Below are 21551 nucleotides of genomic sequence, written 5' to 3'. Positions count from 1 at the left end.
CGCGCAGGGCCGGGCGCTCAGCGTCCCTGCGCGCGCGTGGCCGCCCGGGCCAGTTGTTCCAGCGTCGCCGCCACGGCGGGCACCTGCGCCAGGTCGGGCAGGGTGAGGGCGACGATCTCGCGGCGCACCGCGGGCTCCAGCCGCACCGTGCGCACGCCCCTCGGCCGGACCGACTCCACCGCGAGCTGCGGCAGTACGGCCACCCCGAGGCCCGCGCCGACCAGGCCGACCACGGCCGGGTAGTCGTCCGTGGCGAAGTCGATGCGCGGGGTGAAGCCGGCCCCCTCGCAGACCTCGACCAGCTGACCACGGCAGCGCGGGCAGCCCGCGATCCAGGGCTCCTGGGCCAGTTCACCGATGGCCACACTCTCCGCGCGCGCGAGGCGGTGCCGCTCGGGCACCAGGGCCACCAGACGGTCCGTCAGCAGAGGCCGTACGACGAGATCGTCCCAGTCCTCGGCGGCCGCCGCTCCGCCGTAGCGGAAGGCCAGGGCCAGGTCGCAGTCACCCTCGCGCAGCAGCGCGACCGACCTCGGGGGCTCGGCCTCCTCCAGGAAGACACGGGTGCCGGGGTGGGCGGCACGCAGGGCGGCCAGGGCGGTGGGGACCAGGGTGGAACTACCGCTGGGGAAGGAGACCAGCCGGACCCGGCCGGCCCTGAGGCCCGCGATGGCGGCGACCTCCTCCTCGGCGGCGGTGAGCCCGGCGAGGATGCCGGAGGCATGGCGGACCAGGGCCTCGCCGGCCTGGGTCAGGCGCATCTCACGGCCGCTGCGGACCAGCAGCGGAGTGCCGACCGAGGTCTCCAGGACCTTCATCTGCTGGCTGACGGCCGGCTGGGTGCAGCCCAGTTCACGCCCCGCCCCCGAGAAGGAACCGGTGGCGGCGACGGCGCGCAGGACTCGGAGATGACGTGCCTCTATCACCCTTTGAGCATAAGCCCCGCTTGGGGAAGTTGCCCAATATTCGCTCGACGCTTTGAGGTGGGCCCGCGTACCGTGCGCACATGAAGGTTCTCTCGGTCAATCTGGGCCACCCGCAGCCGGTGCCGTACACGGATCAGGCGGAGGGCGTGACGGGCATCGACAAGAAGCCGGCCGCCGGGCCGGTGCGGGTGGCGGCGCCTGGCCCCAAGGGGGTCGGCGCGAGCGGGCTCGCCGGGGACTCCGTGTGCGACCTGCGGCACCACGGCGGGGACGAGCAGGCGGTGTACGCGTTCGCGCGCGAGGACCTCGACGAATGGGAGCGCGAACTCGACAGATCGTTGGCCAACGGTTGCTTCGGGGAGAACCTGACGACGGAAGGCCTGGAGGTCTCCCGGGCGCTGATCGGAGAGCGCTGGCGGATCGGCAGGAGCCTCGTCCTGGAGGTGACCTCGGGCCGGATTCCGTGTCGTACGTTCCAGGGCCATTTGGGCGAGCGCGGCTGGGTCAAGAGATTCACCCGGAAGGCCGCGGCGGGTGCCTACCTCCGGGTGATCGAACCGGGCGAGATCCGGGCGGGCGACCCGGTCGAGATCGTGCACCGGCCGGACCACGGGGTGACGGTGGAGATGCAGTTCCGCGCGGTCACCACCGAGCAGGAACTGCTGCCGCGGCTCCTCGCGGCGGGCGAGGCGCTGCATTCGCAGGCGCTGGCGCGGGCGCGCAATTACGTAGCGGCGCAGCAGGGCTGAGGTGCCGTCATCGGGGCTCTCGCGCGGATCCCGCGGCAGCGGACGCCGTCGGTCCGGGTCACTACCCTTGGGCCATGACAACGGCTCTGATTACGGGATCGACCGCGGGCATCGGCGCCGCGTTCGCGCGGCGGCTGGCGGCGGACGGGCATGACCTGGTCCTGGTGGCGCGGGACACCGGGCGACTGCGCGAGCAGGCGACCGAACTGCACGACCGGCACGGCATCGAGGTGGAGGTGCTGAGCGCCGACCTGTCCGAGGACAAGGGCATCGAGACGGTGGCCGACCGGCTCGGCGACCGGAAGAACCCGGTCGACCTGCTGGTCAACAACGCCGGGTTCGGCAACAAGGGCCGCTATCTCGACGTGGCCATGACCGACGAGCTGAGGATGCTCAAGGTGCACTGCGAGGCGGTGCTCCGGCTGACGTCGGCGGCGGCCGAGGCGATGCGCGAGCGGCGCCGGGGCGGGATCGTCAACGTCGCCTCCGTGGCCGCCTTCGTGCCGCGCGGCACCTACGGCGCCTCCAAGGCATGGGTCGTGCAGTTCACGCAGGGCGCGGCCCGGGACCTGGCGGGCAGCGGTGTGCGCCTGATGGCCCTGTGCCCCGGCTTTGTGCGCACCGAGTTCCACCAGCGGGCCGGGATGGGCACGGACAACATCCCGGGCTGGATGTGGCTGGACGCCGACAAGCTGGTCTCGGCGGCCCTGGCCGATCTGGCGCGCGGGAAGTCGTTGTCGATCCCCGACCCGCGCTACAAGGCGCTCATGGGCCTGGTGAAGGTGACACCCCGTGGGCTGATGGGCGGGATCAGCTCGAGGACCGGGCGCAGGTACGGGCCGCAGTAGCCCCGCGGACGCGTGGGTGACGCCGTCGCTCCGGTGTGGAAATGGGGCGAAAATGAGCGTGACAGAAACCGGGCCAGGGGGGGCCGGGAGGCGGCGTCATGACCTTCGTACAGCTCATCGAGTGCAGGACGAGCCGGCTGGACGAGATGAACCGGCTCATGGACGACTGGGTCGCACAGACCAAGGGGAGGCGGGCGGCGGCGCACGCACTCGTCGGCAAGGACCGCTCGGACGCGTCGCACATCGTCGAAGTCGTGGAGTTCCCGTCGTACGAGGAGGCGATGCGGAACTCGAACCTCCCCGAGACCGACACGGTCTTCCAGGGGATCCTTGCCCTCTGCGACGAGATGCCGACGTTCACGGACCTGGACGTCGTGCGGGACGAGTGGCTGGCGGAGGAGACCGTACGGCGGTTCTTCGCGGCGCTGACGGCCCCGGATGAACTGCCGCCGTTCAACGACCTGTTGGACGAGGACATCCACACCCACGATCCGATCAATCCGCAGGACACCCTCGGGCTGGACAACGTCCGCGCCGAGTACCGGATGTGGCGCGCGGCCTTCGACCTCACGTTCACCATCGAGGACCTGCTCACCCAGGGCGGCCGGGCCTGCGCACGATGGACCGCGCACGCCACGCACAAGGGCGACTTCCTGGGGATCGCGGCCACCGGGCGGAAGGTCGCGATGACCGGGACGACGATGTTCCGGTTCGGTGACGACGGCAAGATCACCGAGATCTGGTGGCAGGACGACATGCTGGGGCTGATGCAACAGCTCGGCGCACTGGACGAGTTGGAGAAGTAGACCCTCGAGGCACGGACAGGGCGGCGGCGGACAGGGCGAAGGCCCGGCCCCCCTCGCGGGGTGCCGGGCCTTCGCTCGAGAGCGGCGTGGCTCAGTGGGCGTGGCCGTGGCTGTGGCCGTGGCCCGCGGCCTCCGGCTCCTCTTCCTTCTTCTCGACGACCAGGGTCTCGGTCGTCAGCAGGAGGGAGGCGATGGAGGCGGCGTTCTCCAGGGCGGAGCGGGTGACCTTCACCGGGTCGATGACGCCGGCCTTGACCAGGTCGCCGTACTCGCCGGTGGCGGCGTTGTAGCCCTGCCCCTTGTCCAGGTCCTTGACCTTGGAGACGATGACGTAGCCCTCCTGGCCGGCGTTCTCGCCGATCCAGCGCAGCGGCTCGACCACGGCGTTGCGGACGACCGCGACACCGGTGGCCTCGTCGCCGGTCTTGTCGAGGTTGCCCTCGAGGATCTTCGAGGCGTGGACCAGGGCGGAGCCACCACCGGAGACGATGCCCTCCTCGACCGCGGCGCGGGTCGCGGAGATGGCGTCCTCCAGACGGTGCTTCTTCTCCTTCAGCTCCACCTCGGTGGCGGCGCCGACCTTGATCACGCACACGCCGCCGGCCAGCTTCGCGAGGCGCTCCTGGAGCTTCTCGCGGTCCCAGTCGGAGTCGGTGTTCTCGATCTCGGCCTTGATCTGGGCGACGCGGCCGGTGACGGCAGCGGAGTCACCGGCGCCGTCGACGACCGTGGTGTCGTCCTTGGTGACGGTGACGCGGCGGGCGGAGCCCAGCACATCGAGGCCGACCTGGTCGAGCTTGAGGCCGACCTCCTCGGAGATGACCGTGGCACCGGTGAGGATCGCCAGGTCCTCCAGCATCGCCTTGCGGCGGTCGCCGAAGCCGGGGGCCTTGACCGCGACCGCGTTGAAGGTGCCGCGGATCTTGTTGACGACCAGGGTCGACAGGGCCTCGCCCTCGACGTCCTCGGCGATGATCAGCAGCGGCTTGGAGGCACCGGCCTGGATGACCTTCTCCAGCAGCGGAAGCAGGTCCTGGATGGAGCTGATCTTGCCCTGGTTGATGAGGATGTAGGGGTCCTCAAGGACGGCCTCCATGCGCTCCTGGTCCGTCACGAAGTACGGCGACAGGTAGCCCTTGTCGAAGGCCATGCCCTCGGTGAAGTCCAGCTCCAGACCGAAGGTGTTCGACTCCTCGACGGTGATGACACCGTCCTTGCCGACCTTGTCCATCGCCTCGGCGATCAGCTCGCCGACCTGCTGGTCCTGGGCGGACAGCGCGGCGACGGCGGCGATGTCGGACTTCTCGTCGATCGGGCGGGCCGTGGCGAGCAGGTCCTCGGAGACGGCCTTGACGGCGGCGTCGATGCCCTTCTTCAGGGCGGCCGGGGAGGCACCGGCGGCGACGTTCTTCAGGCCCTCGCGCACCAGCGCCTGGGCGAGCACGGTGGCGGTGGTGGTGCCGTCACCCGCGATGTCGTTGGTCTTGGTCGCCACCTCCTTCACCAGCTGCGCGCCGAGGTTCTCGTACGGGTCCTCGATCTCGACCTCGCGGGCGATCGTGACACCGTCGTTGGTGATGGTGGGGGCGCCGAACTTCTTGTCGATGACGACGTTGCGGCCCTTGGGGCCGATCGTCACCTTCACCGTGTCGGCCAGCTTGTTGACGCCGCGCTCGAGGGCGCGACGGGCGTCCTCGTCGAACTTCAGGATCTTCGCCATGACAGCGGGAGCCCTCTCGGAAATCTAATGGGTGGAAAGACAACTGCGCCCCGGACGCCCGGCTTCGTTATCGGTCGCGGGGGCCAGGGGCGCAGCTCAGGAGCAAAGGGTTGCTCGAGGTGATTACTTCTCGATGATCGCGAGCACGTCGCGAGCCGAGAGGACGAGGTACTCCTCGCCGTTGTACTTCACCTCGGTGCCGCCGTACTTGCTGTACAGGACGACGTCGCCGACCTTGACGTCGAGCGGCAGACGCTCGCCGTTCTCGAAGCGGCCCGGGCCCACGGCGAGGACGGCGCCCTCCTGGGGCTTCTCCTTCGCGGTGTCCGGGATGACCAGGCCAGAGGCGGTGGTCTGCTCGGCGTCGAGCGGCTGGACCACGATGCGGTCCTCGAGCGGCTTGATGGCAACCTTGGAGCTGGTGGTCGTCACGATCCGACCTCCCCCTTCGGAGATCTCACGGGGTTAACTGTCTGAGGTGGCGACCAGGTGGATCCGTCGTCGCGGGTGCCGGACCTGCCCGTCGCGTTTTTGGCACTCTCACGCGTCGAGTGCCAGAGCCGAGACTATGACCGGGATTAGCACTCGGTCAAGCGGAGTGCCAATGCCCGTGGCGCGTCGGCCGAAGATTGCCCGCGCCGGGTGCCCCGGGTGCGCCGGGTGGCGGCGTCGCCCCGCCGTCACCGGGAGCTGCCGCTCCGGCCCCCGCCCAGGCCCGAACGGCCTCGCTCTCGGTCGCCGGACGGGCCGAACCGTGCCGACCGGCGCCGATCAGTTCAGGTAGTCCTCGAGCCGCCCCACCGTCAGTCCCCGCTGCTGCACCCTGCGCAGGACCCGGATCGTGCGGTCCCGCAGGGCCCGGCCCACCGTCTCGTCCGGGCCGACCAGGACGATGTCGCCGGGACCCAGGCGGGGCTTGCCGCGGGCGTAGGCCAGGTCGGTCGGGGTCATGGTGGCGCGCCACAGGACGATCGCGGAGATGCCGCAGTCGGTGGCCGCGCGCAGGGTGGTGGTGTCGTACGCGCCGTAGGGCGGACGGAAGAGGCTGGGGCGCAGGCCCAGGCTGGACCTGAGGCGGTCCTGCTGACCGCAGATCTCGGCGCGCTGGCCGGGGTAGGGCAGTCCGGCCAGCGCGCGGTGGTCGAGGGTGTGGTTCTGGATGCCGGCGCCCAGCCGGTGCAGGCGGGCGAAATGGCCGTAGCCGGGGCCGGCGATGCTGTCGGTGAGGAACATGGTGACCGGCAGCCGCAGTTCGCGGACCATGTCCACGAAGCGGGGGTCCTTGTCGGCGCCGTCGTCGTAGGTGAGGAAGACGACCGGGTCGCGGGTGGGCACGTGGTCCATGACGCGGGGCAGGGAGCGGCCCGCGCTGTGCGGGGAGAGCGCGAGGGTGCGGGCGGCCGGCCGGGGCGGGCTGGCGAGGGGCTCGGCCAGGCCCCAGCGACGGTAGTTCGGGTCCGGGGCGGGGCGGTGCGGGCCGTGCGGGCGGACCCGCTCGGCGGCCTTCCTGCCGAGGCGCTCGATGGGGTCCACGGACTGGGCGCAGCCGCCGAGGAGGAGGGCCGAGGCGAGCAGCGCGGCCGTGGCCCGCCGCGGGCGCCGCCCGGGGCCGGACCGCCGTACGCGCCCCGCCCACGGGCTCCTCCCGGGCCTCACAGGTAGTCCTCCAGGCGGGCCACGGCGTAGCCGTCGCGCGTGACCTTGTTCAGGAAGCGGCGCATGTCGTCGACCATCGTGCCGTTCCAGTCGGAACGGCCACGGAAGTGGGTGAGGACGATGTCGCCCCGGCGCATCCTCTGGTCGTCCTCGCGGTACTCCCAGTGGTCGACGTACACCTCCTCGTTCCAGATCGGCGCGTACCGGATGCCGCAGGCCTTGGCGGCGCGCAGGCTGTCCTGGTTGTAGTTGCCGTACGGGAAGCGCATGACGGTGGGTGCCCTGCCGAACTGCTTCTTCATGATCTTCTGCATGCCGCAGATCTCGTCCTTCTGCTGTTCGTAGGACAGGCCCGGCAGGTAGGGGTGGTGCAGGGTGTGGTTGTTGAGGGTGTGGCCGTAGGACTGCATCGTGCGGAAGTAGCCGTAGTCGTCCTTCACCAGGTAGTTGCTGAGGAAGGCGGTGTACGGGATCTTCAGGTCCTGCATCATCCGCAGGAAGGCGGGGTCCTTCTCCGAGCCGTCGTCGATCGTGAGGAAGACGATCTTCTGGTCGGTGGGGATCGTGGTGAAGACCGGGGGCAGGGCCCAGGCTTTCTGGTGGGCCACCTCGAAGCCGGGCCGGGCGGTGATCCGCGGCTTCACCCTGGGCGGCGGCGGGGCCGTCAGCGGGACTTCGGCCAGTCCCCAGCGCTTGGCGGCAGCGACCAGCCGGGCGTGCTCCGCGGCCTTGCGGGCCTGGGGGCTCAGGGCCTGCGCGGGGCCGTCGTGGCCGGGTGCGGGCGCGGGGCGGGGGGTGGCGGCGGGGTCGCCGCAGCCGGAGAGGAGGGCGGTGGAGGCCAGCGTGGCGGCTCCGCAACCAAGCGCCAGACGCCCAAGACGCGACCGATTTTTATCGTTTTGTACGACTGCTCGCATGATGTCGGATCCTCCCAGGGGTCCACCCGGATCCCGGGCCGACACCGCCGCCGCAGGCGCACCATCCACCGACTGGCCCACAATGAGCCGGTGAACGACCTCGCTCTGCTCCTCACCTCCGAAGGCCGTGCCCTCCTCGACGAGGTCCGCGGCACCGCCCCGGCGGACGAACTCGCCGTCGCCACCCGGCTGCGCCGCGACCACCCGGCCGAACTGGTGTCGGCCGCGCTCGGCCAGGCCCGGCTGCGGCAGCGGGCGGCGGCGAAGTTCGCGGCGACGGACGCGGAGCGGATGTTCTTCACGCCGAACGGGGTCGAGCAGTCGACGCGGACCACCGTGGCCGCCTACCGCGCCGAGCGCTTCAAGGAGCTGGGCGTGACCTCCGTCGCGGACCTGTGCTGCGGGATCGGCGGGGACGCGATCGCGCTGGCCCGGGCGGGGATCCGGGTGCTCGCCGTGGACCGGGATCCGCTGACGGCTGCCGTGGCCCGCGCGAACGCCGAGGCCCTGGGGCTGGACGAGCTGATCGAGGTGCGGGAGGCCGACGTCACGGAGGTGGACACCGCCGGGTACGACGCGGTGTTCGTGGACCCGGCGAGGAGAGGGGGCCGCGGCAGGATCTTCGATCCCGAGGCGTACTCACCGCCGCTGTCCTGGGCCGTCGGCGCGGCCCGTACGGCAGCCCGCGCCGCCCTGAAGATCGCCCCCGGCATCCCGCACGAGGCGGTCCCCGCCGAGGCCGAGGCCGAGTGGATCTCCGACGGCGGGGACGTGAAGGAGGCGGTGCTGTGGTTCGGGACCGGCGCGCCGGGCGCCGTACGGGCCACGCTGCTGCCCGGCCCGCGCACCCTGCTCGGCCGGGGCCTGCCCGATCCCCGGGTGCGGCCGGTCGGACGGTATCTGTACGAGCCCGACGGCGCCGTGATCCGGGCCCATCTGGTCGCCGAGGTGGCCGAGGACCTGGACGGCGGGCTGATCGACCCCACCATCGCGTACGTCACCGCCGACGAGCCACGCCCCACCGGCTACGCCTCCGCCTACGAGATCACCGACCAGCTCCCCTTCAACGTCAAGAAGTTGAAGGCCCTGCTGCGGGAGCGGGAGGTCGGCACGCTGACCGTGAAGAAGCGCGGGTCGGCGGTCGAGCCGGAGGAGCTGCGCAAGAAGGTGAAGCCGCAGGGGCCCCACTGCGCGACGGTGTTCCTGACCCGGGTGGCCGGGGCGCCGACCATGCTCGTGGGACAGCCCCTCTAGGTCCTGTCGTCACCTTCCCGTCGTCGCCCGAAGGGCGGCGTCACGGCGTCTGGTGCGGGGCGGACGGGAAGGCGACGACAGGGCCTGGGCGCCGCCTGCGTCAGGAGGACCGGCCCGGAGAGGAAGGGTCCGCCGCCCGGCGCAGCAGCAGCTCCCGTTCCTGCTCGTTGCGCGCGAGCCCCGCCGCCCGGACGAACTCCTCGCGGGCCTCCGCCACGCGCCCGAGCCGGGCCAGCAGATCGCCGCGGACGCTGGGCAGCAGGTGGTAGTCGCGCAGGACGGGCTCGGCGGCCAGGGCGTCGACCAGCCTCAGTCCCTCGGCCGGGCCGTCGGCCATCGCCACGGCGACCGCACGGTTCAGCTCGACGACCGGGGACGGGGCGGCGACCGCCAGCAGGCCGTACAGGGTGGCGATGGTGCGCCAGTCGGTGTCCTCGTAGCGGTACGCGTGCGCGTGGCACGCGGCGATGGCGGCCTGGAGGGCGTACGGGCCGGGCGCGCCCGGGGCCGTGGCTCCGGCGCGGTCCAGGGCCCGGATGCCGCGGGCGATGAGCCGCCGGTTCCAGCGGCGGCGGTTCTGCCGCTCCAGCAGGACCGGGGTGCCGTCGGACGCGGTACGGGCGGCGGTCCGGGACGCCTGGAACTCCAGCAGCGCGGTCAGGCCGTGCACCTCGGGCTCCTTGGGCATCAGCGCGGACAGCACACGCGCGAGGCGCAGCGCGTCCTCGACCAGCCCGGGACGCAGCAGGTCGTCGCCGGCGGTGGCCGCGTACCCCTCGTTGAAGATCAGGTAGATGACGTCCAGCACGGAGCCCAGGCGGGCCTCCCGGTCGGGGCCGTACGGCACCTCGAAGGCCACGTTCCGCGTGGCGAGGGTCCGCTTGGCGCGCACGATGCGCTGGGCGACCGTCGGCTCCGGGACCAGGTAGGCGCGGGCGATCTCGGCCGTGCTCAGGCCGCCGACGAGGCGCAGGGTGAGCGCGGTGCGGGCCTGCGGGGACAGCACCGGGTGGCAGGTGGTGAAGACGAGCCGGAGCAGGTCGTCGTCGATGTCCTCCGGGTCGGCCGGTTCCTCGGGCGGGGCGATGGTCTCGAGGTCCCGGCCGATCTCGGCGAGCTTGCGGGCGTAGGTCTCGCGGCGCCGGATCAGGTCGACGGCCCGGTGCCGGGCGGTGGCCATGAGCCAGGCGCCCGGGTTGTCGGGCACGCCGTCGCGGGACCACCGCTCCAGGGCCGCGACCAGCGCGTCCTGGGTCAGCTCCTCGGCGATGCCGACGTCCCGGACGATCCGGGCGACGCCTGCGACGACGCGGGGTGACTCCAGCCGGAAGACGGTCTCGATGGCGTGTGCCGCGGCGCAGTCCGGGGAGTCGGGCCGTGCCGGGGTGGGCTGTGGTTCCACAGCCCACCATGCAACACCCCTTGTCGCCGGGGGGCCAGCGAACACTCAGGCCTCGGCGATCTCCCGCACCTCGCACGAGACGGTCCAGTAGTCCTCGTGCACCTTCACGAACCGCTTGGACCACTCGATGGCCTCGGCCTTGTCCTTGCACTGCATGATCGCGTAGCCGCCGATGACCTCCTTGGACTCGGTGAACGGCCCGTCGGTGACGGACAGGTTCCCGCCCTGCCAGCGCACCGTGGTGCCCTGGGCGGCGGGGGTCAGCCCGGCGGTCTCGAGCATCACGCCCGCCTTGGTGACCTCCTCGATCAGCTCGCCCATCCGCCGCATCAGCTCCTCGCTGGGGCCCTGGGCGGGAGCGGTGGACTCGTCGATGTGCACGATCGACAGGTAACGGGGCATGGTGACTCCTCGGGTCCGGGTGGTGGGGTCCGTCCCCGCCACTCACCCATGCGTCGAGCGGGGAGACCCGGGATCGACACGCCCCCGGAAAAAACTTCCGCGGTTTTCCCGGCGCGGGTCTCCTCAGCGCAGTGACGCCCACAGTTCGTCCGCCGCCGGCTCCTTCGCGATCACCCGGTTGGGGTCGGAGGGGGCGGTGACGACCGGCATCATCACCGTCGTCACCCGGTCGGCCGTCAGGCCCTTGAGGCTCTGGCCGAGCCCCGTCAGTGCGCCCAGCGAGTTCAGGCCGGTGTCGGTGGTGAGGCTGGCGGTGGCCGCGTCGGCGACCCGGTACAGCTTGGCCGGGTCGGTCAGCAGACTGGTGTCGGCCATCTGCTCCAGCAGGGCCTTCACGAGCTTCTGCTGGAGGCCTATGCGGCCGAGGTCGCTGCCGTCGCCTATGCCGTGCCGGGTGCGGGCGAGGGCCAGGGCCTGCTTGCCGTCGAGGTGGTGGGTGCCGGCGCTCAGGTCGAGGTGGCTGTCGTTGTCGTGGATGTCCTGGCCGGTGGTGACGGTGACCCCGCCGAGCGCGTCCACCAGCCTGGCGAAGCCGGAGAAGTCGATCTCGACGAAGTGGTCCATACGGACGCCGGTGATCGACTCGACGGTCTTCACGGCGCACACCGGCCCGCCCAGCTCGTTGGCCGTGTTGAACATCGCGCCGTACGCCACCGCCGTGGACCGGCCCGAGGACAGCGGGCAGGACGGGCGGGTGACGAGGGTGTCGCGCGGGATGCTGACCACGGTGGCCCGGGTCCGGCCCGCGTCGATGTGCACGACCATCGCGGTGTCCGAGCGGGCGCCGGAGCTGTCGCCGCCGCCCAGCTCCTGGTTGGCCCTGCCGCTGCGCGAGTCGGAGCCGAGGACCAGGATGTTCAGGGAGCCGCTGGGCAGCGGGGGGGCCGACGCGGACGGGGTGATCATCGCCCTGACGGGGCGGTCGTTGCCGAGCGCGCTGTCGATGTCGACGCTCCTGATGTTGTGGTTCAGGTGCCAGTACGTCCAGCCCGCGGTGGCCACGCCCAGCAACAGGGCCCCCGCCAGGGTGAGGCCGACGGTCCTCGGCGCTCTCGACCGCCGGCCCACCCGTATGCCCGCTTCGCCGTGCTCCTCGTGTCGCGTCACGGCAGGAACGTAAGTCCGAATTATTAGGGGACTGTTAGCAGAAGCCGCGCGAGTCGGCTTTCTTCGGAAATTCTCATCCCGGCGTCACCGTGGGTGCCGGATTGCCGCCCCTCCAGGACGCGTTGAAACCGGACGTCACCGAACCGCCGTCCGCCACCGCGCCGTTGCAGGAGGCGTTGGCGCCCGGGTGATCTGCTGGACGGAGGACCGGCTGCTGTTCCCAGAGGTCCGACGGAGAACCGTCCGAAAGCCTCGGTCGCATGACCGACTGGCTCAGGAGCAGTGCGGGGGTGGCCCACGAACCCGTCAGGACACGCGCCGCCGAACCGCCCGAGGCGCGCCCGTGCTGCTGCGCACCACCAGACTCGTCGCCAGTTCCACCCGGGTCGCCGCCCGCTCCTCCTGCTCGCGCCCCAGCTCCAGCACCAGCCGGGCCGCCGCCTCGGCCATCTCGGTCAGCGGCTGGCGCACGGTGGTCAGCGGCGGGCCCACCCAGCGGGCCACCGGCAGATCGTCGAAGCCGACCACGCTGAGGTCCTCCGGGATGCGCAGGCCCAGCTCGCGGGCGGCCTCGTACAGGCCGAGCGCCTGCAGGTCGTTGCCCGCGAAGACGGCGGTGGGCCGGTCGTCGCGGCCGAGCAGCCCCAGGCCGAGGCGGTATCCGGCGTCGTGGTGGAAGTCGCCGCCCACGATCAGCGAGGGGTCGACGGGCAGGCCGGCCGTCTCCAGCGCGGCCCGGTAGCCGTCCACCCGGGCACGGGCGCACATCATCCGGGACGGGCCGCTGATCGCGCCGATCCGGGTGTGGCCGAGTTCGACCAGGTGGCGGGTGGCGGCCAGGCCGCCCTGCCAGTTGGTGGCGCCGATGGAGGGCACGTCCGGGCCCGGGTCGCCGGCCGGGTCCATCACCACGAACGGGATGGCCCGGCTGGTCAGCAGCGCCCGCTGGGACTCGTCGAGCCCGGACAGCACCAGCACCACCCCGTGCGGGCGACGCGCGGCGACCTGGTCGGCCCAGGTCCGGCCCGGGGTGAGCCGCCCGGCCGACTCCGACAGCACGACGCTCAGCCCGGCGTCCCGGGCCACGTTCTCCACGCCCCGGATGACCTCCATCGCCCAGGCGCTCTCCAGCTCGTGGAAGACCAGGTCGATCAGGGGTGAGCGGGACGCCTCGGCGCGCCGGCGCCGGTAGCCGTAGGCGCGCAGCAGCTCCTCGACCCGGGTGCGGGTCGCCGGGGCGACATCGGCGCGGCCGTTGAGGACCTTCGAAACAGTCGGAGCGGACACCCCGGCCTCACGGGCGATTTCGGCAAGGGTCGCCGTCTGGGTTTCTGCGGACTTCGAAGGTCTCATGTCCGCGATCGTATCCCCGCCGGACCTCTTGACGAAGTCTCATGTGGGCCATGGGTTCCCGGAACATTCGGAATATTCTACGAAACTTTCGTTGCGGGTGGGCCGACCTCCTCACCCGGATGACCCTGGAGGAGAAGGCCGCCCAGCTGTACGGCGTGTGGGTGGGCGCCGCCACGGGGCGGTCCGGCGGTGGCGGGGGTCCTGTCCGGCCGGGTGAACCCCTCCGGCCGGCTCCCGGTGAGCGTCCCGCGCCTGCCCGGCGGCCGGCCCTGGACCTGTCTCCAGACCCGGCCGGGCCTGGCCGGCGAGGTCGGCAGCCTGGACCCGACCCGCGCTGGAGCTGCGGCTGGGGGTGTCGAGCGCGGAGGTACGGCACACGGCCCGGCTCGAACTGTCCGGACCGGTGCGCGTGGTGGGTACGGAGCGGCGGCTGCGCTGCGAGGTGTTCGAACAGCCGCATTGAGCCCTCAGCGCGAAACACCGGCAAAAAGCAAGCCCTGTGCGGCGCGTGTTCAGGATGTGTTCAGGGTGCTCCTGGCAGGGTCGGGCGCCACCTGATCCCCCCACAGGAGCACCCTTGACGACGAAATCCGTCATGAAGAAGCTGCCCGAGGTCACCCTCGCCTTCTGGATCATGAAGATCGCGGCGACGACCCTGGGCGAGACCGCGGGCGACCTGTTCGCCCAGACGCTCAGGCTCGGCTACTTCCTCACCACGATCGCCCTGTTCGGCGTCTTCGTGGTGACGCTGGTGATCCAGCTGCGCTCGCGGCGCTACAACCCGTTCTTCTACTGGACGGTGATCCTGTCGACCTCGATGGCCGGCACCACCACGTCCGACTTCATGAACCGGGACGCGAGCGCCGCATACCTCTCGAACGGCGCGACGTCGCTGGGCTGGGGCCCGCAGGGCCTGGGCCTCGGCTACCCGGAGGGCGCCGCGATCCTGGTCTCCCTCCTGCTGCTGATCTTCCTCGGCTGGAAGCTGAGCGGGATGACCTTCCGGATCACCGAGATCGTCACCTTCCGGGGCGAGGCCCTGTTCTGGTCGGCGATCCTGGTCTCCAACACCCTCGGCACCTCGATGGGCGACTTCCTCTCCGACAGCTCGGGCCTCGGCTATCTGGGCGGCGCCGCCCTGGTGACCGGTGTGCTGCTCGTGCTGGTCGCCCTGATGAAGGTCCCGGCCGTGCCGAACGTGCTCCTCTTCTGGATCGCGTTCGTGCTGACCCGCCCGCTGGGCGCCACGGCCGGCGACTTCCTGACCAAGCCGACCGCCAAGGGCGGCCTGGACCTGGGGACGATCGGTTCCTCGGCGGTGCTGCTCACGGTGCTGTTCGGCCTGATGGCGTACGCGCACCTCAGGGAACGGCGGTCCATGACCGCGCAGTTCACGGGCGCCGAGGCGACGGCGGTCCAGCCGCAGCGGGCCGGTCACCGGTAACGGCGAGGGCCGACAACTGCCCGACAACGGCGAAACCCTCCCCGGAGAACCGGGGAGGGTTTCGTGTGGAGCGCCGGGCAGGCCTTGCACCTGCATCTCCCCGCAGGAAGCGGGACGTCTTTCCTTGGACCACCAACGCACTGCGCTCGAGCCGTCGTTCCGTTTCCGGTGTTCCGGCCGTTCGCTGTGTGGTGATCATAGCGCAGTCCGGCCGGACACTTCAACCTCAGCCCTCGGCCACCGCCTCGAACCGCCAGCGGTGCACGGCCCGGGTCGCCAACTCCGGTTCCGGCTCCGGCAGTTCGGGAAGCTCGGCGTCGTACGGCGCGTCCCACCAGGTGATGACCAGTACCCGGTCCTGCGGCGCACGCAGGGTCTCCCGGCGCAACGGTTCGTCGGCGAGGGCCTGTTCCCGCACCCAGGCGAGCAGCTGCGCACCCCGGCCGGCCACGGCCCGGGCCTCCCACATCAGCGCGACGGTCACCGGTACAGGTTCTCCTTGCTGACCTCGTGCACGTGGTCGTGGGTGCCGGGCACATGCGGGTCGGTCACCGGCAGCGAGGAGTCGGCCGACAGGTCCCAGCTGGAGGCCGAGCGGTTGCGGGCGACCATCTCGGCGCCCAGCGCGGCCACCATCGCGCCGTTGTCCGTGCACAGCTTGGGGCGCGGAACGCGCAGCCGGATACCGGCCGCCTCGCAGCGCTCCTGGGCGAGGGCGCGCAGCCGGGAGTTGGCCGCGACTCCGCCGCCGATCATCAGGTGGTCGACGCCCTCGTCCTTGCAGGCCCGCACGGCCTTGCGGGTGAGGACGTCCACGACGGCTTCCTGGAAGGAGGCGGCCACATCACGGACCGGGACCTCCTCGCCGGCCGCGCGCCGGGCCTCGATCCAGCGGGCCACGGCCGTCTTGAGACCGGAGAAGGAGAAGTCGTAGGCGGGGTCGCGCGGGCCGGTCAGGCCGCGCGGGAAGGCGATGGCCCCGGGGTCGCCCTCGCGCGCGTACCGGTCGATGACCGGGCCGCCGGGGAAGCCCAGGTTCAGCACCCGGGCGATCTTGTCGAAGGCCTCGCCGGCCGCGTCGTCGATGGTCGAGCCCATTGGGCGGACGTCGGAGGTGATGTCCTCGGACAGCAGCAGCGAGGAGTGGCCGCCGGAGACCAGCAGAGCCATCGTCGGCTCGGGCAGCGGGCCGTGCTCGAGCTGGTCGACGCAGATGTGCGAGGCGAGGTGGTTGACGCCGTACAGGGGCTTGCCGAGGGCGTAGGCGTACGCCTTGGCCGCGGAGACGCCGACGAGCAGCGCGCCCGCGAGACCGGGGCCGGCGGTGACGGCGATGCCGTCGAGGTCCTTGGCGGTGATGCCCGCCTCCTTCAGCGCCCGGTCGATGGTGGGGACCATCGCCTCCAGGTGCGCGCGGGAGGCGACCTCGGGCACGACGCCGCCGAAGCGGGCGTGTTCGTCGACGCTGGAGGCGACGACGTCCGCCAGCAGGGTGGTGCCGCGGACGATGCCGACGCCGGTCTCGTCGCAGGAGGTCTCGATGCCGAGGACGAGGGGTTCGTCAGCCATTGTTCTCTGTTCCTTGTTCTGATGCGGAACCCGCGGCGGAGCCGCTGTCGGATGCTGTGGTCAGGCGCATGACCAGGGCGTCCACGTTGCCCGGCTGGTAGTAGCCGCGCCGGAAGCCGATGGGCTCGAAGCCGAAGCGCTCGTACAGCTTCTGGGCGGCGACGTTGTCGACCCGGCACTCGAGCAGCACCTCGTGGCACTCGAACGCGGTCGCCGCACGCAGCAGCTCGGCCAGCAGCCGGCCGCCGAGGCCGGTGCCCTGGAGGCCGCGGGCGACGGCGATGGTCTGGACGTCGGCCTGGTCGCCGGAGGAGGCGAGGCCCGCGTACCCGACGATCCGGCCGGTCCCTCTGGTCTCACCGGTCCCACCGGCCTCGGCGGCCCCTCCGGTCTCGTCCGACTCGTCCTGGGCCACGAGGTAGCGGCGGGTGGCCCCCGCGCCCCGGGCGTGGGCCAGCTCGGACCAGAACATGCCCCGGGACCAGGTGTCCTCGGGGAACAGGTTCTTCTCCAGCTCCAGGACCTGGTCGATGTCCCACCAGCGCATCTCGCGCAGTCGTACGGTCACTTCGGTGTGACCACCTTGTAGTTCTTGGGTACCTGGGCATCCGGACGGCGCAGGTACAGCGGCCGGGCCGCCGGCAGCTCCTCGCCGGCGGCCAGTCTCTCCACGGCCAGCGCGGCGAGGGCGGCGGCCGTGACGTGCTCGGGCTCGTGGACCTGCGGGAACGTGTCCGGGTAGAGCAGCGCGCCCGCGCCGACGGCCGGAAGGCCCGCGACCTGCTCGGCGATGTCCGCCGGGCGGTCCACGGCCGGGCCGGTCAGCCGGGTTCTCGAGTCGGCGTACGTCGCCCAGTAGACCTCCTTGCGCCGGGCGTCGGTCGCCACGACGAAGGGGCCCTTCTCGATGTCGGCGGCGTAGGCGAGGCCGTCCAGCGTGCACACGCCGTGCACCGGGACGCCGAGTGCCAGACCGAAGGTGTCCGCGGTCATCAGGCCGACGCGCAGGCCGGTGTAGGGACCGGGCCCGACGCCGACGACGATGCCGGTGACCTCGGCCAGCGTGAGCCCGGCCTCGGCGAGAACCCGGTCGACGGCCGGCAGCAGCAGCTCTCCGTGCCGGCGCGCGTCCACCTGGCTCGACGAGGCGATGACGTCCGTGCCGTCGTGCAGCGCGACGGTGACGGCGGGTGTTGCGGTATCCAGAGCGAGCAAGAGCACGCGAACAGCCTACGGCGCCCGCGCCTCGCGCATCGCCGTCCGGGTCGGACGGTCACCGACTGCTACGGTCTGTACGAAGTACGACATATCGCACGAAGCAGAGGTGGGCGCACGTGGCACGGACCAGCTCGGGAATCGTGGTCGGCCTCACCGTGGTGGCCGTCGGCGCCGTAGGCTTCCTCGCCTACCAGGCCCGGGTGAGTACACCGGCGGGTGGGCCCGGCGCGCCCGGGGTGAGCGCGTCTCCCTCGGTCACCGCCAGCAAGGCGCCCCGGGACAGCCGCCATCCGACGGCCCTGCCGAGCGGCTCCGGCGCGGGTGAACGGATCGTGTACTCGCTGGACGACGACCGGGTCTGGCTGGTCAGCGCTTCGAACCAGGTGGAGCGCACCTTCAGGGTGACCCCGGGCACCATCGACCCGCTGCCCGGCTCGTACTGGGTCACCTCCCGCTCGAGCGCCGTCACCGGCACCGACGGGACACCGGTCGAGCATGTCGTGCGGTTCACCAGCGTCGACGGACTGGCGGTCGGATTCAGCGCCGCGCTGACCGAGAACGCACACACCCCGGTCGACCCGGGCATGAGGACCGGGGGCATCCGGGAGAGCCGGGCGGACGGGGACGCGATGTGGAGGTTCGGGACGATCGGGCTGCCGGTCGTGGTGATCCGCTAGGCGGCAGCACGCGGCGTGGGGGGCGCCGTGGCAGGCCCGTCGTTCGGCTGCGGGCCCGTCGTGTCCGCTCGCGCACACGCGGCGGCAGCCGGGGGTACGGCGGGTCCCCGCGCCGCTTCGGGGCGCTCCTCGGGGCCCGGCGGTCTCGAGATCGCGTCCGCCGCCGCGCACGACGCCAGCAGGTCGCGCATGGAGACCCCGGTGGGGCTGGGTGCGGTCATGGACGCCTCCTGAGGTGCGGGGGCGGGCGTGGTTAGGCACACCTAACCACGGGCTGGATACCATGTGACCACGCCCGGGACGCCCTGCGCAACATGTTCCCGACGGCCTGTCGGAATCCTGATGCCGGTCGGGCGGTCCCGGACCGCCGGTGCCGGTCAGGCGGTCAGCGTCTCCAGGCCGGCTTCCGCCCAGCGCTCCCCCAGCCCGGCCAGCGTGACGTGCCGTACCTCGTCGGTGGTGTCGCCGACGGCGCGGTGGATGACGACCTGGAGCCGGTCCTCGGTCAGCTCCTCGACCTTGCCCTCGCCCCACTCCACGACGATCACCGAGTCGGAGAGCGAGACGTCGAGGTCCAGGTCCTCCATCTCGTCCAGACCGCCGCCGAGCCGGTAGGCGTCGACGTGGACCAGGGGCGGGCCGTCGCCGAGGGAGGGGTGCACCCGGGCGATCACGAAGGTCGGCGAGGTGACCGCGCCCCGCACGCCCAGGCCCTCGCCGAGCCCGCGGGTCAGCGTGGTCTTGCCCGCGCCCAGCTCGCCGCTGAGCATCACGAGGTCGCCCGCGCGCAGCAGCTTGGCCAGGTGGCGGCCCAGCTCGCGCATCTGCTCGGGAGAGGTGATCGTCAGCCGGGTCTCAGCGGGGTCCTGCGGTACTGCTGGTGCTGCCGGTCGTTCCATAGCCACTAACCGTAGCTCCTGCCGGCACCGCGCCCGCGCGGGTGAGCAGATCCGCGAGGCGGTCCGTGACCACCTCCGGGCGCTCGAGCATCACGAGGTGCCCGGCGTCCGGCACGAGCACCAGCTCGGCGTCGGGCAGCAGGTCGCCGATGACCTCGCTGTGCTCGCTGGGCGTGATCAGATCCTGGACGCCGGCCAGCACCAGTACGGGCATCTCCCGGAACGAGACGAGCGCCCCGGTCTTGTCGTGGTCGGTGAAGGCCGGGTAGAACTCGGCGACCACGTCGATCGGCGTGGACTCGATCATCCGCTCCGCGAACCGCTCGACGGCCGGGTCGACGTCCCGCCCGGCGAACGAGTACCGCTTGATGATCCCCGCGAACAGATCGGCGGTGGCCCGGCGCCCCTTCTCCACCAGCTCCGCCTGCTGCCCGAGCGCCTTGAGCACGCCCGGCAGGATCCGGCGCACCGCGTTGACCCCGGCGAGCGGCAGCCCGAAGTCGACCTCCCCGAGCCGCCCGGAGGAGGTGCCGATGAAGGCGGTGGCGACGACCCGGTCCCGGATCAGCTCCGGGTACTGGGCGGCGAGCGCCATCATCGTCATCCCGCCCATCGAGTGCCCGACCAGCACGATCGGCCCCTCGGGCACGGCGGCGTCGAGCACGGCCTTCAGATCCCGGCCGATCTGGTCGATCGTGACCGGCACCCGGTCCCGGGCCTGGGCCACACCCCGCCCGGACCGCCCGTGGCTGCGCTGGTCCCAGTGCACGGTCCGTACGACCCCGCGCAGGGCCGCGCGCTGGAAGTGCCAGGAGTCCTGGTTGAGGCAGTAGCCGTGGCTGAAGACGACGGTGACCGGGGCGGGGGCCTTGCGGCCGAAGAGCCGGCGCCGGCGCGGGGAGAGATTCGGGCCGGTGTCGGGCTCGACCTCGTCGACCTCGTAGTACAGCTCCGTGCCGTCGTCGGTGATCGCCCTGCCCGGGGTGCCGCGCAGGGTGCCGTAGGGTCCCGCGGAGTCCAGGGCCAGCCGCGCCTTGCGGCGCATGCCGCGCCCCACCGTCATCCGCTCGACGGCCACGCCGGCCGCCGCGCCCGCGGCGAGGACACCTATCGCGGCACCGGCGATGCCGGTCGCCCGGCGCCAGCCGCCGGCCGCTGCAGCGGAGGCGGCGGCCGCCGAGGCGACGATGTCCGCCGCGGCCTCCGCACTGCTCTCGCTCACGTACCGCTCCTTTTCGCCGTACTGCAGTTCGTCCGGGTGGGTGAAAGGGATGGAACCGAAGAATGCTCGTGTGGTGCTGGAGCGCTGCCGTGCGCCGAGGTCGGCGCACCGCCCGTGGAGCCGCTCCCGGACCGGTTACCCGATTTCTTCCCCGTTCACATAGACGCGGGGAACCCGGGTTCCGATGCGCGTGACGATTTCGTACGCGATCGTGCCGCAGGCCTGCGCCCAGTCCTCGGCGGTGGGCTCGCCGCGGTCGCCGGGCCCGAACAGCACGGCCTCGCTGCCCACCGCGGGCTCGTCCCCGCCGAGGTCCACCACGAACTGGTCCATGGCGACCCGCCCGGCGACGGTACGCCACTTGCCGTCGACCAGCACCGGGCCGGCGCCGGAGGCGTGTCGCGGGATGCCGTCCGCGTACCCCACGGGCACCAGGCCGAGAGTCGTCTCGCCGGGCGTGACGTAGTGGTGGCCGTAGGAGACGCCGTGTCCGCCCGGGACGTGTTTGACCAGGGCCAGCGAGGCGCTGAGCGTCATCACCGGGCGCAGTCCGAAGTCGGCCGGCGTGCCCAGTTCCGGGCTCGGCGAGATGCCGTACAGGGCGATGCCCGTGCGGACGAGGTCGAAGTGGGTCTCGGGAAGGGTGAGCGCGGCGGGCGAGTTGGCGATGTGCCGCACCTCGGGGCGCACGCCCTGCTCCTCGGCGTACGCCAGCATCTCGCGGAAGCGGTCGAGCTGGGCGGTGATGGACGGATGCCCGGGCTCGTCGGCGCAGGCGAAGTGCGACCACAGGCCGGTGACCCGCACCAGCCCCTCGGCCTCGGCCCGCAGGGCCTCGCCGACCAGTTCCGCCCAGTCGGGGCCGGGCTGGCAGCCGTTGCGGCCGAGCCCGGTGTCGGCCTTGAGCTGCACGCGCGCGGGCCGCCCGGCCGCGCGGGCCGCCGCCACGGCCTCCCGCAGGGCCCACATCCCGCTCAGGGACACGTCGATGCCGGCCTCGATCGCCTGCCGCCAGGGCCCGCCGGGCACCCACAGCCAGCACAGGATCGGGCCCGGCAGCCCGGCCGCGCGCAGCGCCAGGGCCTCCTCGGGCGTGGCCGTGCCGAGCCAGGTCGCGCCCGCCGCGAGAGCCGCGCGGGCACACGGCACCGCCCCGTGGCCGTACCCGTCGGACTTGACGACGGCCATCAGGGCCGCGCCCGGCGTCCGGGCGCGCAGGGCCCGCACATTGGCGCGCAGGGCGCCCAGATCGATTTCGGCACGGGCGCGCAGGGGGGCGGTCGGCTCAGCTGCTGTCTCACTCATGGCGCCCCCAGTGTCTC

Annotated in this window: 23 protein-coding genes; 6 read left to right on the top strand and 17 right to left on the bottom strand. The window is 72.2% G+C overall.

What is annotated here, in order from left to right:
• Window positions 1–17: 17 nt before the first annotated feature.
• Entirely contained in the window at window positions 18–926 is a 909-nt protein-coding gene (locus GQF42_RS26400; protein WP_158923844.1) for a LysR family transcriptional regulator, read from the bottom strand.
• 80 nt (window positions 927–1006) lie between these two features.
• Between GQF42_RS26400 and GQF42_RS26395 the strand changes: the two genes are divergently transcribed.
• The 3 genes from GQF42_RS26395 to GQF42_RS26385 all read left to right on the top strand — a co-directional run bounded on the left by GQF42_RS26395 (window position 1007) and on the right by GQF42_RS26385 (window position 3329).
• Window positions 1007–1675 carry an MOSC domain-containing protein gene (locus GQF42_RS26395; protein ID WP_158923842.1) on the top strand — a complete coding sequence of 223 codons (669 nt, stop codon included), beginning with the start codon at window positions 1007–1009 and terminating at the stop codon, window positions 1673–1675.
• A 74-nt stretch (window positions 1676–1749) separates the two neighbouring features.
• Complete coding sequence (locus GQF42_RS26390) at window positions 1750–2523, top strand: SDR family NAD(P)-dependent oxidoreductase (RefSeq protein ID WP_158923840.1); 774 nt, start codon at window positions 1750–1752, stop codon at window positions 2521–2523.
• Between the two features lie 98 nt (window positions 2524–2621).
• The gene (locus tag GQF42_RS26385; protein WP_158923838.1) at window positions 2622–3329 is read left to right on the top strand and encodes an ester cyclase; all 708 of its coding nucleotides are present in this window, start codon (window positions 2622–2624) and stop codon (window positions 3327–3329) included.
• A 91-nt stretch (window positions 3330–3420) separates the two neighbouring features.
• Here the strand turns inward: GQF42_RS26385 and groL are convergent, their stop codons facing one another.
• The 4 genes from groL to GQF42_RS26365 all read right to left on the bottom strand — a co-directional run bounded on the left by groL (window position 3421) and on the right by GQF42_RS26365 (window position 7622).
• Window positions 3421–5049, bottom strand: coding sequence for a chaperonin GroEL (groL, locus tag GQF42_RS26380; protein WP_158923836.1), 1629 nt, complete (start codon window positions 5047–5049; stop codon window positions 3421–3423).
• Window positions 5050–5172: 123 nt separating this feature from the next.
• Window positions 5173–5481, bottom strand: a complete 309-nt coding sequence (gene groES / locus GQF42_RS26375; protein ID WP_020132158.1) for a co-chaperone GroES — start codon at window positions 5479–5481, stop codon at window positions 5173–5175.
• 339 nt (window positions 5482–5820) lie between these two features.
• Window positions 5821–6705, bottom strand: a complete 885-nt coding sequence (locus GQF42_RS26370; protein ID WP_158923834.1) for a polysaccharide deacetylase family protein — start codon at window positions 6703–6705, stop codon at window positions 5821–5823.
• On the bottom strand, window positions 6702–7622 hold the full coding sequence (locus GQF42_RS26365) for a polysaccharide deacetylase family protein (RefSeq protein WP_158923832.1): 921 nt from the start codon (window positions 7620–7622) through the stop codon (window positions 6702–6704). The genes GQF42_RS26370 and GQF42_RS26365 overlap by 4 nt, the downstream gene beginning before the upstream one ends.
• A 90-nt stretch (window positions 7623–7712) precedes the next feature.
• Between GQF42_RS26365 and GQF42_RS26360 the strand changes: the two genes are divergently transcribed.
• Entirely contained in the window at window positions 7713–8876 is a 1164-nt protein-coding gene (locus GQF42_RS26360) for a class I SAM-dependent methyltransferase (RefSeq protein ID WP_233273468.1), read from the top strand.
• Between the two features lie 100 nt (window positions 8877–8976).
• Here the strand turns inward: GQF42_RS26360 and GQF42_RS26355 are convergent, their stop codons facing one another.
• From GQF42_RS26355 to GQF42_RS26340, 4 genes are all read right to left on the bottom strand, one after another.
• On the bottom strand, window positions 8977–10278 hold the full coding sequence (locus GQF42_RS26355) for an RNA polymerase sigma factor (protein WP_158923828.1): 1302 nt from the start codon (window positions 10276–10278) through the stop codon (window positions 8977–8979).
• A gap of 45 nt (window positions 10279–10323) precedes the next feature.
• The gene (locus GQF42_RS26350; RefSeq protein WP_158923827.1) at window positions 10324–10680 is read right to left on the bottom strand and encodes a YciI family protein; all 357 of its coding nucleotides are present in this window, start codon (window positions 10678–10680) and stop codon (window positions 10324–10326) included.
• A gap of 123 nt (window positions 10681–10803) precedes the next feature.
• Window positions 10804–11847 carry an LCP family protein gene (locus GQF42_RS26345; RefSeq protein ID WP_199272802.1) on the bottom strand — a complete coding sequence of 348 codons (1044 nt, stop codon included), beginning with the start codon at window positions 11845–11847 and terminating at the stop codon, window positions 10804–10806.
• Window positions 11848–12153: 306 nt separating this feature from the next.
• Window positions 12154–13200 (bottom strand): LacI family DNA-binding transcriptional regulator, encoded by a 1047-nt coding sequence (locus tag GQF42_RS26340; RefSeq protein WP_158923825.1) that lies wholly within the window; start codon window positions 13198–13200, stop codon window positions 12154–12156.
• 577 nt (window positions 13201–13777) lie between these two features.
• On the opposite strand from GQF42_RS26340, the gene GQF42_RS26330 reads away from it, so the two are divergent.
• Window positions 13778–14644 carry a COG4705 family protein gene (locus tag GQF42_RS26330; protein ID WP_233273467.1) on the top strand — a complete coding sequence of 289 codons (867 nt, stop codon included), beginning with the start codon at window positions 13778–13780 and terminating at the stop codon, window positions 14642–14644.
• Window positions 14645–14870: 226 nt separating this feature from the next.
• On the opposite strand, the gene GQF42_RS26325 is transcribed toward GQF42_RS26330, so the two are convergent.
• The 4 genes from GQF42_RS26325 to tsaB are packed head-to-tail and all read right to left on the bottom strand — an operon-like array spanning window position 14871 to window position 17434.
• The gene (locus GQF42_RS26325; RefSeq protein WP_158923823.1) at window positions 14871–15128 is read right to left on the bottom strand and encodes a hypothetical protein; all 258 of its coding nucleotides are present in this window, start codon (window positions 15126–15128) and stop codon (window positions 14871–14873) included.
• Window positions 15125–16213 (bottom strand): tRNA (adenosine(37)-N6)-threonylcarbamoyltransferase complex transferase subunit TsaD, encoded by a 1089-nt coding sequence (gene tsaD, locus GQF42_RS26320; RefSeq protein WP_158923821.1) that lies wholly within the window; start codon window positions 16211–16213, stop codon window positions 15125–15127. The genes GQF42_RS26325 and tsaD overlap by 4 nt, the downstream gene beginning before the upstream one ends.
• Window positions 16206–16760 (bottom strand): ribosomal protein S18-alanine N-acetyltransferase, encoded by a 555-nt coding sequence (rimI, locus tag GQF42_RS26315; RefSeq protein ID WP_158930609.1) that lies wholly within the window; start codon window positions 16758–16760, stop codon window positions 16206–16208. Before rimI ends, tsaD begins: the two co-directional genes overlap by 8 nt.
• Window positions 16761–16777: 17 nt before the next feature.
• On the bottom strand, window positions 16778–17434 hold the full coding sequence (tsaB, locus tag GQF42_RS26310; RefSeq protein WP_158923819.1) for a tRNA (adenosine(37)-N6)-threonylcarbamoyltransferase complex dimerization subunit type 1 TsaB: 657 nt from the start codon (window positions 17432–17434) through the stop codon (window positions 16778–16780).
• A 113-nt stretch (window positions 17435–17547) separates the two neighbouring features.
• Here tsaB and GQF42_RS26305 point away from each other — a divergent pair, with 113 nt between their 5' ends.
• A complete protein-coding gene (locus GQF42_RS26305) occupies window positions 17548–18108 on the top strand; it encodes a hypothetical protein (RefSeq protein ID WP_158923817.1) in 561 nt (186 codons plus the stop codon).
• Here the strand turns inward: GQF42_RS26305 and GQF42_RS26300 are convergent.
• The 4 genes from GQF42_RS26300 to alr form a co-directional block, all read right to left on the bottom strand.
• A complete protein-coding gene (locus GQF42_RS26300) occupies window positions 18105–18329 on the bottom strand; it encodes a hypothetical protein (RefSeq protein WP_158923814.1) in 225 nt (74 codons plus the stop codon). The genes GQF42_RS26305 and GQF42_RS26300 overlap by 4 nt on opposite strands.
• Window positions 18330–18485: 156 nt before the next feature.
• Window positions 18486–19007 (bottom strand): tRNA (adenosine(37)-N6)-threonylcarbamoyltransferase complex ATPase subunit type 1 TsaE, encoded by a 522-nt coding sequence (tsaE, locus tag GQF42_RS26295; protein ID WP_158923812.1) that lies wholly within the window; start codon window positions 19005–19007, stop codon window positions 18486–18488.
• Window positions 18964–20229 (bottom strand): alpha/beta fold hydrolase, encoded by a 1266-nt coding sequence (locus tag GQF42_RS26290; protein ID WP_158923810.1) that lies wholly within the window; start codon window positions 20227–20229, stop codon window positions 18964–18966. The genes tsaE and GQF42_RS26290 overlap by 44 nt, the downstream gene beginning before the upstream one ends.
• Window positions 20230–20364: 135 nt before the next feature.
• Window positions 20365–21534: an alanine racemase gene (gene alr / locus GQF42_RS26285; protein WP_158923808.1), complete on the bottom strand. Its 1170-nt coding sequence runs from the start codon at window positions 21532–21534 to the stop codon at window positions 20365–20367.
• Window positions 21535–21551: the final 17 nt, after the last annotated feature.

Source organism: Streptomyces broussonetiae (genome assembly GCF_009796285.1).
GTDB classification, from domain to species: Bacteria; Actinomycetota; Actinomycetes; order Streptomycetales; family Streptomycetaceae; genus Streptomyces; species Streptomyces broussonetiae.
Note: the sequence above shows the minus strand (reverse complement) of the source record. Positions and strands in the feature narration are given on the sequence as shown.